This is a genomic window from Sinosporangium album (genome assembly GCF_900100605.1).
Lineage (GTDB): Bacteria > Actinomycetota > Actinomycetes > Streptosporangiales > Streptosporangiaceae > Sinosporangium > Sinosporangium album.
In genome coordinates this window covers 138,767-152,337 of sequence record NZ_FNCN01000012.1, presented here as the reverse complement: position 1 = coordinate 152,337, position 13,571 = coordinate 138,767, and the positions used below count along the sequence as shown (strand labels likewise).

13 protein-coding genes and 1 tRNA gene are annotated in these 13,571 nt (G+C 67.9%); 6 read left to right on the top strand and 8 right to left on the bottom strand.

Annotated features, from left to right (window positions below; translation table 11 throughout):
• Positions 1–96: 96 nt before the first annotated feature.
• From pth to BLQ73_RS15065, 5 genes are all read right to left on the bottom strand, one after another.
• The gene (pth, locus tag BLQ73_RS15085; protein WP_093171074.1) at positions 97–693 is read right to left on the bottom strand and encodes an aminoacyl-tRNA hydrolase; all 597 of its coding nucleotides are present in this window, start codon (positions 691–693) and stop codon (positions 97–99) included.
• A gap of 116 nt (positions 694–809) precedes the next feature.
• Positions 810–1,409, bottom strand: a complete 600-nt coding sequence (locus tag BLQ73_RS15080; protein WP_093171073.1) for a 50S ribosomal protein L25/general stress protein Ctc — start codon at positions 1,407–1,409, stop codon at positions 810–812.
• A 98-nt stretch (positions 1,410–1,507) separates the two neighbouring features.
• Complete coding sequence (locus BLQ73_RS15075; protein WP_093171072.1) at positions 1,508–2,485, bottom strand: ribose-phosphate diphosphokinase; 978 nt, start codon at positions 2,483–2,485, stop codon at positions 1,508–1,510.
• 11 nt (positions 2,486–2,496) lie between these two features.
• Entirely contained in the window at positions 2,497–3,966 is a 1,470-nt protein-coding gene (gene glmU / locus BLQ73_RS15070) for a bifunctional UDP-N-acetylglucosamine diphosphorylase/glucosamine-1-phosphate N-acetyltransferase GlmU (RefSeq protein ID WP_093171071.1), read from the bottom strand.
• Positions 3,967–4,187: 221 nt separating this feature from the next.
• A tRNA-Gln gene (locus tag BLQ73_RS15065) sits at positions 4,188–4,259 on the bottom strand.
• A gap of 247 nt (positions 4,260–4,506) precedes the next feature.
• Here BLQ73_RS15065 and BLQ73_RS15060 point away from each other — a divergent pair.
• The 4 genes from BLQ73_RS15060 (at position 4,507) to BLQ73_RS15045 (ending at position 9,710) form a co-directional block, all read left to right on the top strand.
• The gene (locus BLQ73_RS15060) at positions 4,507–5,451 is read left to right on the top strand and encodes an acyl-CoA desaturase (protein WP_093171070.1); all 945 of its coding nucleotides are present in this window, start codon (positions 4,507–4,509) and stop codon (positions 5,449–5,451) included.
• A 61-nt stretch (positions 5,452–5,512) separates the two neighbouring features.
• The gene (locus BLQ73_RS15055; RefSeq protein WP_420820015.1) at positions 5,513–6,577 is read left to right on the top strand and encodes a TetR/AcrR family transcriptional regulator; all 1,065 of its coding nucleotides are present in this window, start codon (positions 5,513–5,515) and stop codon (positions 6,575–6,577) included.
• 138 nt (positions 6,578–6,715) lie between these two features.
• Positions 6,716–8,806, top strand: a complete 2,091-nt coding sequence (locus BLQ73_RS15050) for an RNA degradosome polyphosphate kinase (RefSeq protein WP_093171068.1) — start codon at positions 6,716–6,718, stop codon at positions 8,804–8,806.
• Positions 8,796–9,710, top strand: coding sequence for an NUDIX hydrolase (locus tag BLQ73_RS15045; RefSeq protein ID WP_245691083.1), 915 nt, complete (start codon positions 8,796–8,798; stop codon positions 9,708–9,710). Before BLQ73_RS15050 ends, BLQ73_RS15045 begins: the two co-directional genes overlap by 11 nt.
• Positions 9,711–9,807: 97 nt before the next feature.
• On the opposite strand, the gene BLQ73_RS15040 is transcribed toward BLQ73_RS15045, so the two are convergent.
• The 3 genes from BLQ73_RS15040 to BLQ73_RS35020 are packed head-to-tail and all read right to left on the bottom strand — an operon-like array spanning position 9,808 to position 11,872.
• On the bottom strand, positions 9,808–11,328 hold the full coding sequence (locus tag BLQ73_RS15040; protein WP_093171067.1) for a CYTH and CHAD domain-containing protein: 1,521 nt from the start codon (positions 11,326–11,328) through the stop codon (positions 9,808–9,810).
• A complete protein-coding gene (locus BLQ73_RS35025) occupies positions 11,229–11,669 on the bottom strand; it encodes a class I SAM-dependent methyltransferase (RefSeq protein ID WP_420820014.1) in 441 nt (146 codons plus the stop codon). Before BLQ73_RS35025 ends, BLQ73_RS15040 begins: the two co-directional genes overlap by 100 nt.
• Positions 11,666–11,872, bottom strand: coding sequence for a methyltransferase domain-containing protein (locus tag BLQ73_RS35020; protein WP_420820016.1), 207 nt, complete (start codon positions 11,870–11,872; stop codon positions 11,666–11,668). The genes BLQ73_RS35025 and BLQ73_RS35020 overlap by 4 nt, the downstream gene beginning before the upstream one ends.
• Positions 11,873–11,928: 56 nt before the next feature.
• Between BLQ73_RS35020 and BLQ73_RS15035 the strand changes: the two genes are divergently transcribed.
• Positions 11,929–12,465: a MarR family winged helix-turn-helix transcriptional regulator gene (locus BLQ73_RS15035; RefSeq protein ID WP_093171066.1), complete on the top strand. Its 537-nt coding sequence runs from the start codon at positions 11,929–11,931 to the stop codon at positions 12,463–12,465.
• 340 nt (positions 12,466–12,805) lie between these two features.
• Positions 12,806–13,285 carry an iron chaperone gene (locus tag BLQ73_RS15030; RefSeq protein ID WP_093171065.1) on the top strand — a complete coding sequence of 160 codons (480 nt, stop codon included), beginning with the start codon at positions 12,806–12,808 and terminating at the stop codon, positions 13,283–13,285.
• Positions 13,286–13,571 lie beyond the last annotated feature (286 nt).

Here is a 13,571-nt window from a genome sequence, read left to right as displayed (position 1 = left end):
CAACCCTCCGCGTAACCACCCGTAAACAGACAGTCATGGAATGGTAGCGACGTTAGCCTCACGGAGGGGGCCATTCCGCCCTTCCGGACAGTGGGCCTAGCGGGGAGGGCGCGCCACGGAGAGATCCACCGCGTGGAAGGAGTTCTGCGTCGCCTCAAGGCCGTTGCGGATCAGCGACTCGACGACGTCGGCCGCCCGGTCGACGAGGAACGGCAGGTCCTTGCGCTCGGCCGTGGCGAAGTCGCGCAGCACGAACGTCGCCGCGTCCATGCGCCCCGGCGGACGACCGATGCCGAACCGCACCCGCAGGTAGTCCTTGGTGGACAGGGCCGAGGTGATGGACTTGAGGCCGTTGTGGCCGTTGTCGCCGCCGCCCAGCTTGGCGCGCAGCGCGCCGTACGGCACATCCAGCTCGTCGTGGACCACGATCACGCGCGCGGGCGGCACCTTGTAGAAGTCGGCGAGCGCCTTGACCGGGCCGCCCGAGAGGTTCATGAAGGTGAGGGGCTTGGCCAGGACGGCGGGCGCGTCGGCGGCGCGCCCCTCCAGCACCTCGGCGCGGGCCTTGTGCACCTTGAACCGGCCGCCCGCCCGAGCGGCCAGTTCGTCGAGCACCATGAACCCGGCGTTGTGCCGATTGTCGGCATAGGTGGATCCCGGATTGCCCAGGCCGACGATCAACCAGCGGTCCATGGCTCCCTGCTCTCAAAAGGCACAGATGGCTCTTGCCGTACGCCCACGGGGGCACAACACCCAAAAGGGGCGACGGGCGGGCCGAAGCCTCACCTGCCGCCCCGCTGGGGAACAGACTATTCCGCGGACTCCGCCGGAGCCGCCTCGCCCTGCTCGGCGGCCTCGGCCTCCGGCTCGGCGGTCGGCTTGGCGAGGACGTGGAGCACGAGCGTGTCGGGCTCGGCCACCAGGGTGACGCCGCCCGGCAGCTTGAGGTCGCCAGCGGTGATCGCCGTGCCGATCTCAAGGCCCTCGACGTCGACCTCGATGCCCTGCGGGATGCGCGTGGCCTCGGCCTCGACGGCCACGGAGACGAGCTGCTGGTCCAGCAGGCCGTCGGCGATGACGTCACCGGAGACGGTGACGGGGATCTCGACCGTGACCTTCTCCCCGCGCTTCACGAGCAGGAGGTCGACGTGCTCGATGAAGCCCTTGAGCGGGTCGCGCTGCACGCCCTTGGGAAGGGCGAGCTCGTCGACGCCGTCGCCCTGGACGCGGATGAGCACGTTGGGCGTGCGCAGCGCGAGCAGCAGTTCGTGGCCGGGAAGCGTCAGGTGCCGCGGGTCGGTGCCGTGGCCGTAGAGCACGGCGGGCACCTTGTCGGTGCGGCGGATCTTGCGAGCGGCGCCCTTGCCGAACTCGGTGCGGAGCTCGGCGGCGATGCGAACCTCGGCCATGGGACATCTCCTAGGGATGCTTGACGGTGATAGCGCTCTCCCTCACCCGCCCTAGCGGAAGGCGTTATGAGCGCCGGCAACCCTCAGAGCCTACCGGACTAGGAGTCTCCCTCGAACAGGCTCGTCACCGACCCGTCGCTGAACACCTCGGTGATGGCCCGGGCGATCAGCGGCGCGATCGAGAGCACCGTGAGCTTGTCGAACTGCTTCTCCTCGGGGATCGGCAGGGTGTTGGTGACGATCACTTCGGAGATCTTGGAGTTCTTCAGCCGGTCGACGGCGGGGTCGGAGAACACGGCGTGGGTGGCCGCCACGATCACGTTGGTGGCACCGTGCTCGTAGAGGGCGTCGGCGGCCTTGCAGATGGAACCACCCGTGTCGATCATGTCGTCGATCAGCACACAGGTGCGTCCCCGCACCTTGCCGACGACCTCATGCACCTTGACCTGGTTGGCCACGTCAAGGTCCCGCCGCTTGTGTATGAAGGCGACCGGGGTGCCGAGGGTGTCGGCCCAGCGCTCGGCGAGCCGTACGCGGCCGGTGTCGGGTGACACCACGATGGCGTTGGAGGCGTCGATCTTGTCTTTGAGGTAGTTGATGAGCACCGGCATGGCGAACAGGTGGTCGACGGGGCCGTCGAAGAACCCCTGGATCTGCGAGGTGTGCAGGTCGATCGACATCAGCCTGTCGGCGCCCGCCTGCTTGAACAGGTCGGCGATGAGCCGGGCGGTGATGGGCTCGCGCCCCTTGCCCTTCTTGTCCTGTCGCGCGTAGCCGAAGAACGGCATCACGACGGTGATGCGGTCGGCGGAGGCGCGCTTGAGCGCGTCCACCATGATCAAGTGCTCCATGATCCACTTGTTGATCGGAGCGGTGTGGCTCTGGATCACGAAGGCGTCGCACCCGCGGACCGACTCAAGGTAGCGGGCGTAGATCTCGCCGTTGGCGAAGTCGTGCAGCTTGGTCGGCGTCATGTCGATGCCGAGATCGCGAGCCACCTCCTCCGCCAACTCTGGATATGCCCGACCGGAGAAGAACATCAGGTTCTTCTCGCCTGTCTTCTTCATGCCACTCACGCGGTGCTCCCCTAGTGCTCTTCGACCTGGTCGGCCTGCGCCTTCCGCGCGGCCTCGGCCGAGGCGGTGCCCGCACGCCTGCGGGTCACCCACCCTTCGATGTTGCGCTGCCGGCCTCGGGCCACCGCCATCGCCCCTGGCGGGACATCGCCGGTGATCGTCGAGCCCGCCGCCGTGAAGGCGCCGTCGCCGATCGTCACGGGTGCGACGAGCATGGTGTCGCACCCGACGAAGGCATGATCGCCCACAGTTGTGTGGTGCTTCTCGACCCCGTCGTAGTTGACGAAGATCGCCGAAGCCCCGATGTTGGCGCCGACGCCGATGGTCGCGTCGCCAACGTATGTCAGGTGGGGAACTTTGGATCCCTCTCCGACCTGCGCGTTCTTCATCTCAACATAAGCACCGGCCTTGGCCTTTCGGCCGAGCACCGTGCCGGGGCGCAGATATGTGTAGGGACCGACGGAGGCGTCGGGGCCGATGACGGCCCTCTCCGCGACCGTATTGCGCACGACCGCGCCCGAGCCGACCTCGGTGTCGGTGAGCGTGGTGGCAGGGCCGACCTCGGCGCCGGTGGCGACGGAGGTGCGGCCGTGAAGCTGGGTGCCCGGATGGATCACGACATCCGGTTCAAGGGTGACCGAGACGTCGACCCAGGTGCTGGCGGGGTCGACGACCGTGACCCCGGCGCGCATGTGCTGTTCGAGCAGCCGGGAGTTAAGGACCCCCCGGGCGAAGGCGAGCTGCACCCGGTCGTTCACGCCCTCGACCTCAACGTAGTCGTCGGCGACGCACGCCCCGACGCGATGGCCGTCGCCCCTCAGGATCGACAGCACGTCGGTGAGGTATTCCTCACCCTGGGCGTTGTTCGCGGAGACCCGCTTGACCCCGTCGGCGAGCAGGGCGCCGTCGAAGGCGTAGACGCCGGAGTTCATCTCCCTGATGGCCCGCTGGGCGGGCGTGGCGTCCTTCTCCTCGACGATCTCCAGCACCGCGCCGGCGCCGTCGCGGATGATCCTGCCGTATCCGGTCGGATCGGGGACCTCCGCCGTCAGCACCGTCACCGCGTTGCCGTCGGTCTCATGCACACGGATCAGCGCGGCGAGCGTCTCGGCGGTCAACAGCGGGGTGTCGCCGTACGTCACCAGGACCGTGCGGCCGATCCCCACGCCCCCTGCGGGCTGGACGAGCGGTCCGACCGCCTCCAACACGGTGCGTACGGCATGGCCTGTGCCCTTCTGCTCGTGCTGGATCACAGCCTGGGCGTCGGGGCTGGTGGAGCTCAGGTGGGTGCGCATGCGTTCGCGCTCGTGGCCGATGACCACGATGAGCCGGCCCGGATCGAGCACTCGGGCGGCGGAGAGCACATGATCGACCATGGTGCGCCCACAGAGTTCGTGGAGCACCTTGGGTGTGCGGGATTTCATCCGGGTGCCCTCGCCTGCGGCGAGGACGATGATGGCGGCCGGGCGCGGCACACTCACGGACGTCAGGCTCCCTCGGCGTCGCGGATGTGACATTGACTAGGGTCGGGATGCGCATGCGGCCACGGATTTGGCCCGCCTCGCAACCCTCCCGACATCGTGAGGATACCTGGACGCCTCCGGATGGAAACCACGGGCCGCCCTGGGCGTGAAAAGGCCCGGCGGGGCGGGGGCAACGCCCTGCGGACACCCCTACAGAACCTGCCCGACGTGGTGAAAAGCTCCCGGAAGAGGACTCGAACCCCTACAAACGGGACCAAAACCCGTTGTCCTGCCAATTAGACGATCCGGGATCGACGCCCGGAACCGCTCCCGAGCGCCGTCACCCCACACCTTACCGAGCCGCGATCGTCGCCGCGCCTTGATTGTTGTGCTTTAGCAGATCGCCTCGGCGTGCCGCAAGGCATGGAACCGCCACACGATGGATTGGGGAGCGTCATCTTCTCCACATTCGCGCCGCGCCGGTTCTGAACTTACGCTGACGTAAGTTACGGTTGCGTAGCCAGGACATTCATCACCATTCACGACGCGAGGTAGCCCATGACCGTCGCCATGGACCGCGAGGGCTCCGCCCCTCAGCCAAGGCCCGAAATCGAACCCGAGCCCAAGAGCAACTTCGAACGCGTCCTTCTGGTCGTCTTCGTCGTCGTGCCCTTCGCGGCTCTTCTCGCCGCCATCCCCATGGCCTGGGGAAGCTTCCTCGGCTGGTCGGATGTCATCATCGGCGGCATTTTCTACATCGTCTCCGGCCTTGGCGTGACGGTCGGTTTCCACCGCTACTTCACGCACGGCTCCTTCAAGGCGAACCGCCCGCTCAAGATCGTTCTTGCCATCGCGGGCAGTCTCTCCCTGGAGATGAGCGTCATCGACTGGGTGGCGACGCACCGCAGGCACCACAAGTACTCCGACAAGGAGGGCGACCCGCACTCGCCGTGGCGCTTCGGCAACGACTGGAAGGCTCTCACCAAGGGCCTGTTCTTCGCCCACGTGGGCTGGCTGTTCTCCAGCGAGCGCACCAACCGCACGCGCTACGCCCGCGACCTGGTCAACGACCCGGACATCGCCAAGATCCACAAGGCGTTCCCCCGGCTGGTCGCCGTCTCGCTCATCGCCCCCGCCGTCCTCGGCGGCCTGTTCACCCTGTCGTGGCAGGGCGCGCTCACCGCGTTCTTCTGGGGCAGCCTGGTCCGGATCGCGCTCCTGCACCACGTGACCTGGTCGATCAACTCCGTCTGCCACGTGTTCGGCGACGAGGCCTTCGAGGTGCGCGACAAGTCCCGCAACGTGTGGTGGCTGGCCATTCCGTCCTTCGGTGAGTCCTGGCACAACCTTCACCACTCCGACCCGACCTGCGCCCGGCACGGCGCGCTGAAGGGGCAGATCGACCCGAGCGCCCGCGTGATCCGCTGGTTCGAGCAAGCCGGCTGGGCCACCGACGTGCGGTGGCCGACGCCAGAACGCCTGGCGGCGAAGCGCATTGGGTAACCAAGGAGTTGTGAATGGAACGGTTCCCGCCCCCAAGGCGGGTACCGCCATTATGGGGAATGTGACCGAGCCCCGATCGCGCAAGCGCATGTCCGCGAAGGAGCGACGAGAGCAGCTCATTCAGGTGAGCCGCTCCCTCTTCGCGGAGAAGGGGTTCGACGGCACCTCGATCGAGGAGATCGCCGCTTCGGCGCTGGTTTCCAAGCCCGTGGTGTACGAGCATTTCGGGGGCAAGGAAGGCGTCTACGCGGTCGTGGTGGACCGCGAGATGCAGCGCCTGCTCGGCCTGATCACCGAGGCGCTGTCCGCCTCGCAGGCGCTGGTCAAGCTGGAGCGGGCGGCTCTGGCGCTTCTGCGCTACATCGAGGAGAACAGCGAGGGGTTCCGCATCCTGGTGCGCGACTCGCATACCGCCTCGGGCACCGGCACTTTCGCGAGCCTGCTCAGCGATATCGCGAGCCAGGTCGAGGATGTGCTGGCCGACGAGTTCGCGGGCCGCGGCTACGACCCGAAGCTCGCGCCCATGTACGCCCAGATGCTGGTCGGCATGGTCGCCCTCACGGGGCAGTGGTGGCTGGAGGTGCGCAAGCCCGGGCGCGAAGAGGTGGCCGCCCACCTGGTCAACCTGGCTTGGAACGGCCTCACCGGCCTGGACCCGGCTCCCGGGTTGACCCCGGCCGCCCTCGCCTCCGATCTCGATCTCGGCCTGGGATCGGCCGCGAGGCCCTCCGTTCCCCGGCAGTCGGACAAGGAGCTGCGGGAGCAGGAGAAGGCCCGTGAACGCCGGCTCCGCGAGCTGGAGAAGGCCCGCGAGCGGGAGCGCAAGGACCAGGAGCGCCAGCTCAAGGAGCAGGAGAAGGCGCGCGAGCGGGAGCTGCGCGAGCAGGAGAAGGCCCGTGAACGGGAGCTGCGCGAGCAGGAGAAGGCCCGTGAACGGGAGCTCAAGGAGCAGGGACGCCAGCTCAAGGAGCAGGAGAAGGCCCGTGAACGCGAGGAGAAGCTGCGTGCCCGCGAGGCGCGGCTGGCCGAACGGCAGGCCCGGCTGACTGAGCAGTCCGCGCCGAGGGCCGGGGCATCCGTGCCGAGGGCCGGGGCATCCGTGCCGAGGGCCGAGCCGTCAGAGTGACTCCGCCCGGCCTTCGCGCCGACGTGGTCTTGATTTTCCGGCTCAACGCTTCGAACACATGAAAAATAGTAGGTAAACAACGCTGATCATTGGGCCCCAGGTAGCGCTTCATTCCACCAAGGCGGGCATTCTGGTGATATGTCCGCCGAACTCGCGCAACCAGGGCACGGAGTCGATCTCCCACTCCCCCAAGATCGGTTTCTTAACCGCGAGGAGAGCTGGCTCAAGTTCAATCAACGGGTGCTGGAGCTGGCCGAAGACGCCTCGCTCCCCCTCCTGGAGCGTGTGCGCTTCCTCGCGATCTTCGCGAGTAACCTGGACGAGTTCTTCAGGGTCAGAGTCGCCGGACTGAAGCGGAGGATGGCCACCGGACTGCTCCTCCGCACCAAGAGCGGCCTCAAGCCGCGTGAGGAACTGACCCGGATCGCCGCCGTCGCCGACGCTCTCGCCCAACGGCACTCGGCCTGCTTCCACGAGCAGATCCTCCCCAAGCTCGCCGCGGAGGGCATCGAGATCGTCCGCTGGGAGGACCTTGAGAGGGACGAACGCACCGAACTCCGCAAGCTCTTCCGGCAGAGGATCCGCCCGGTCCTCACCCCCCTCGCGGTCGACCCGGCCCACCCGTTCCCCTACATCTCAGGACTCTCCCTCAACCTCGCGGTGCTGGTGCGCAATCCCACCACGTCCCACACCGTCTTCGCGCGGGTCAAGGTGCCCTCCCAGTTGCCCCGGTTCGTAACGGCCTCCAAGGAACGCTTTGTTCCGCTGGAGGATGTCATCGCGGCCCACCTGTCCCAGCTCTTCAAAGGCATGGAGATCGTCCAGCACCACGTCTTCCGGGTGACCCGCAACGAGGACCTGGAGGTGGACGAGGACGTCACCGAGAACCTCATGCAGGCCCTCGAACGCGAACTCCTCCGCCGCCGCTTCGGCCCTCCCGTCCGGCTTGAGGTCGAGGACACCATCACCCCCGAAGTGCTGAACCTGCTCGTCGAGGAACTCGGCGTGGCCCCCCACGAGATCTACCGGCTGCCCGGCCCCCTCGACCTCACCGGGCTGCATGCCATCGCGGACCTGGATCGCGGCGAACTGAGCTTCCGGCCGTACGTGCCCGCCGAGACGATCCACGCCGACGACGACGTCTTCTCCGTGCTGCGCGACCATGACGTGCTGGTCCACCACCCCTACGACTCGTTCGCGACCAGCGTGCAGAGGTTCATCGAGGAGGCCGCCGCCGACCCCTCCGTCCTCGCCATCAAGCAGACCCTCTACCGCACCAGCGGCGAATCCCCCATTGTGGACGCGCTCATCGACGCGGCCGAGGCGGGCAAGCAGGTGGTCGTGGTCGTCGAGATCAAGGCCCGGTTCGACGAGCACGCCAACATCACATGGGCTCGGAAATTGGAACGTGCCGGGTGCCACGTGGTCTACGGCATGGTGGGGCTGAAGACGCACTGCAAGCTCGCCCTGGTCGTACGGCAGGAGCCGTCCGGCGAGCTCCGCACGTATTGCCACATCGGCACCGGCAACTACAACCCCAAGACCGCCCGTATCTACGAGGACTTCGGCCTCCTCACCAGCGATCCCCTGGTGGGGGAGGACGTGACGGACCTGTTCATCCACCTGACGGGGTATTCCAACCACTCGGCCTACCGCCGGCTGCTCGTCGCGCCGCACTCCCTGCGGGAGGGCCTGATGGCCCGCATCCAGCGCGAGGTCAACCAGCAGCGGGCCGGCCGTACCGGTCGCATACGCATCAAGACGAACGCCTGCGTCGATGAGGAGATCATCGACGCGCTCTATCGGGCTTCGCAGGCCGGAGTACAGGTCGATCTCTGGGTGCGCGGAATCTGCACTCTTCGACCGGGCATACCGGATTTGTCGGAAAACATCAGGGTAAGAAGTGTGTTGGGAAGGTTCTTGGAACACTCCCGTATTTATGAGTTCGGCATCGGACGGCGGTCCGAAATCTGGATCGGCAGCGCCGACCTCATGCGCCGCAACCTCGATCGACGCGTCGAAGCGCTGGTCAAAGTGACCGACCCGAACCACCACGCCTACCTGACGGAACTGTTCGACCTCGCCATGGCGGACACCACGGCCACATGGCGGCTCGACTCCGAAGGCGACTGGATACGGCGGACCCAGCAGTCCGTCGACGAAAAACTCGTCAACCTGCAGAGCCATCTGATCAGCACCCGTCGATGGAGGACGATCGATGACGACTGACCGGGAGCCCCACGGGGCACCGGACCAGGTGTTACACGCGGCGGGAGCGGTCGTCTGGCGAGGCGATCCCCGCTCACCCGAGGTGGTCGTCGTCCACCGGCCGAGATACGACGACTGGACATTCCCCAAGGGCAAGGTCAAAAAGGGCGAACATGTGGTGTCCGCCGCGATGCGGGAGGTGGCCGAGGAGACGGGCCTTGCCGTACGGCTCGGAAGGCCCCTGCGGCCCGTGCACTACCTCAGGTGGGGGCGGCTGAAACGGGTCGACTACTGGGTCGCCCACCCCCTGGGCGACCCCTACGACCTGGACATCTTCGAGCCCGGCGACGAGGTGGACGATCTCGTATGGCTGCCGCTGCGAGAGGCCGCCAAGCGCCTCACCTACGAGTGGGATCCGGCGCTCCTGCACGAGCTGACCGCCCTGCCCCTGGCCACGAACCCGTTCGTGTTCCTGCGGCACGCCACGGCCGTGAGGCGGGGCGAATGGCCCCACGAGGACTCGCTGCGGCCCCCGGACGAGAACGGACGCCGACAGGCGGCGATCATCGCCGACGCCCTGACCGGTTTCTTCCCCCTCTCACTGGTCAGCTCCCCGACGGAGCGGTGCGTGCAGACGCTCGAACCGTACGCCACGCGGCACGGCCTGGAGATCCGCCTGGAGGGGTTCCTGCGGGAAGAGGCGTACGACCCCGTGCGCACGCTCGATCTCACGCTGGAGCTGTTCGACTCCCACGCGCCCACGGTCATCTGCGGCCACGGCAAAGTGCTGCCCGACCTCATCCGAGGGGTGAGCGAGCGGCGCCACGGCGACCCCGTCGAGGACGCGGAGCTGGACAAGGGGGCCTTCGCCGTACTGCACCAGAGCGACGGCGTGATCGTGAGCTTCGAGACGCACACGGTCTGACCGCCCGCATCCGGCGGTCAGACATCCGACCGGTCCGGCGCGCGGCATCCGGCGGTCGGCGGTTCGTCGGCCGGCGGTTCGGCGGCCGGCACGCGGCTCAGCCTACGGGGAGCAGCCCCCTCACCACGCTCACCGTCTCCTCCCAGACCCGCGGAAAGCCCTTGTGGGCCTGCTCCGCGACCTCGCGCTCGATGCCGATCAACACCCCGTAGGTGAACGCGTCCTCCCCGGCCTCCCGCGCCCGCTCGGCCTCGCGCTCCAGCACCTCCTGCGCCACCACGCCGTCCTGGTGCAACCCCAGGATGTCCTGTACGGCCTCGGCCCGCTTGCCCAGCTCCGCCAGCGTGCCGCCGAGCACGGGCGCGAGCGCCTCCGCCGTATACCTCGCGCGTTTGGCGGCCTTGCGCACATTGTGCATGGCGATCTCGCGCTCGTCGGCGTCTTCCATCGCCTGCGCCTCCTCGTACCTCCGCTCCACGCGCCGCCACCCGCGCGCCGCCACGGCGGTCAGCGTCGACTCCGCCGGGCTCGCGGCCTTCTTCGTCAGCGACGGCTTCGCCACCAGCAGGTCAAGGGAGTCGAGCAACGCGAAATAGCGTTCATCCGACAGAGTTTCGCGGATCACGTCGTATCCGGCTTTCTCCTGGGCTTCCAGGTCCGCGCCCAACCGCGCCTCCACCGGCCCCACGACCAGCTCCGGCGGCAGCCCCTCCAGACGCCCGGCGAACCTGGCCCGGATCACCTCAAGGTCGCGTACGTCACCGAGCACCAGGCCGAGCCAGCGCAACTCCTCCTGGATCTCGGGCGTCTCGCCCATCACCGACTTGAACGCCTTGAGTGCGCTGCGGAGCCTGCGGGCGGCGACCCGCATCTGGTGCACCGCGTCATCGCCGGCCCGCCGCACCTGGGGGTCCTGCGCCAGCAGCGCGTCGACCTGCGACGACACATAGTCGATAACGACCGCGCCCGCCGTGCCCGGCTCCCCGGCCCAGGGCCTCGGACGCTCCTGCAGCTTCTCCGCCGACGGGCTCGCGTCGATCAGCCGCCGCAGTTTGTTCGCCGCCCCGGCCTGCACGGCACCGGCCTTCCTCAGGGTTTTGCCCACCCTGCCGAGCAGCTTCTCGGTGCCGCCAGTGAGCTCGACCTCCACCTCGCGCCAGAGCTCGACATAGGGCACCTCGCCGAACACGGTGCCCTTCACCGAGTCGTCGGCCACCTCGGCCACGGACTCGCCGGCCTCGTCCTTCAGGACGATCACCGAACGGCGGGTCTTCAGCTCGGCCACAGGCACCAGCTCGCCGCCGCGCGTATACGCGGTGACCAGCTCGGCCAGCGGCGCCGGCACCACTTTCGCGCTCCGCGTGAGCCGATGCGTGATCTCCTGGCGCACCTTCTTGGCCTTCGGCAGCTTAAGGTGCCACCCCGCGTCGTCGCCGCCCCTGCGCCGCCGCAGGGTCACACCGCGCGCGGCCAGCCGCAGGTCGGGGGTGTCGAAGTAGATCGCCGTCAGTTCATGCGTCACCGGGCTCTCAACCTGCGCGCATCCGGAGATGCCCGACAGGTCGGGGACAGTGAAATCCGTGGGGACATCGAACTTGTCTTCGATCTCAATCGCCACCAGCGCCCCGCAATCCTGGGAAATGCCCGAATAATGGTTAAACAGAGGCCTTGAGCTACACGGTACCCAACCAGGTTTTCCTCACTCCGAATTATCGCGTCCGCGAGGGTCGCCCCCCAGCACGGGTGGCCCGACTCCAGCGGACACCCTCGCCGAGCACGGAGCCATCCTCCCGGCGCGAGCCCCGCCACCCATCCGGGCAGGAGGTCGAGGTGGTCGTCCACCCACTGGAGCACGGCGTTGGAGACCAGGACGTCCACAGGCGCGTCCGGGCGCCACGCCCGTAGATCGAGGACGTCGTACTCGACGCCGTTGCCGAGCCCACGCGCTTTGGCGATCATCGCGGGGACGAGTCGAACCCTTGAACCCGCGCATCGGGCCACCGCTCGGCCAGGGACGCGGTGAGCTCACCTGTCCCACAGCCAACGTCTACAACACGGCTAGGATTGTCTACACGTACTCGACTGATCAACTCGCGGAACGGCCGGGCACGCTGATCCCTGAACTGGTGATATGTCTGGGGATTCCACACATCTCTTGACATCAAGGTAAGCGCTATCGGCCAAAGTATCTCGATGTCAAGACAGTACACTTGGCGGGATGACGGTGCACGACGCTGACCAGCCGACACCTCGGCGAACCACCCATTCCGAGGACGAAGTCGACAGGCTCATCGCGTCCTGGAATACAGAACGCCCCGACCTCGACGTCGCTCCACTTCACGTTCTCAGCCGCGTCTCCCGCCTCGCCCGCCACCTCGACCGGGCCCGCCGCGCCGCCTTCGCCGAACACAACCTCGAACCCTGGGAATTCGACGTCCTCACAGCCCTGCGCAGATCCGGCAGCCCCTACGAGCTCAGCCCCGGCGCCCTCCTCCGCGCCACACTCGTCACCTCCGGCACCATGACCAACCGCATCGACCGCCTCACCGCCGCCGGCCTCGTGCGCAGACGCCCCGACCCCGAAGACCGCCGCGGCGTCCTGGTCTCCCTCACCGAACGCGGCTGCCGCCAAGTCGACGCCGCCTTCGCCGACCTCCTCCGCCGCGAACGCCAGATCCTCGCCGGCCTCGGCCCCGACGACCGCGAAACCCTCGCCAACCTCCTCCGCACCCTCCTCACCCCCTTCGACGCCTGACCCCGTACGGCGAAACGCGCACCCCACCACCTCCCCAAACGCCTCTCCCCTCCCCCGCCACCCCGCCGACCCTCGATCCGGCGAACGCCTTGCCGCAGCACATGCCACGAACGGCGTCCGGCGCCGACGGAGCCGCCCTCCAGACACCCCACCTGACTCGGCACGCGGTTTCGACTCGCACGGCCATCGCCTCACACGGCAGCGACTCGCACGGCAGCGACTCGCACGGCCACCGGCCGGGTGGCACGTTCCTGATCGGTCAGGAATCGAGAAGAGTCGATCCCTCATGACGTCTAGCGTGTGGGCATCTCACATAGCCACAAGCAGAGGAGCATCGGTGATGGGTACGGGATCGAAGTCCGAGGGGAAGGGCAAAGGCACGCCTTCGGCGGAGGGATTCTCCGAGCAGGAGCGCGCCTCTATCAAGGGCCGGGCCGCGGAGCTGAAGGCGGAGGCGCGGCGCGGTCGCGGCGCGGCCAAAGCGGCAGCCGACGGGGCGGACGTGCTGGCGAAGATCGCCCAGATGCCGGAGTCGGATCGCGCGCTGGCCGAGCGCGTGCACGCGATCGTGACGACCGCCGCCCCGGAATTGGCTCCGAAGCTGTACTACGGGCAGCCGGGTTACGCCAGGAAGGGGAAAGTTGTGTGCTTCTTCCGCAGCGGGCAAGGGGACAAGGAGCGCTACTCGACATTCGGATTCAGCACAGAGGCGAACCTCGACAACGCCGACGGCCTGTGGCCGACATCGTACGCGCTGACCGAACTGACCGACGACGCCTGGGAAAGGCTCACCGAACTGGTCAAACAGGCCGTGCGCTGACCGGCTCAGAGGCCGTGCCGCAGATCCGGATTCCACGGGCTGCGGCGGTATAGCCACATTCGAGGACTTGTCGCTTGACACTGTCACCCCGCCGACGCCGGCCGCCGGCACCGGCGAGGACACCGGGCCCTTCGACAGCATCCCCGCGGCCCGCCGAGCGAATACGGCCGCCCGGGATACTCCATCAGATTCTCCTGAGGGGACCGTCGCCTTCAGGCGGCGGGGGAATCGGGATCGGGGGGCCGCCAAGGCCCGCGAGCGTGCCCCGACCTGCCCGCTCCGCCGG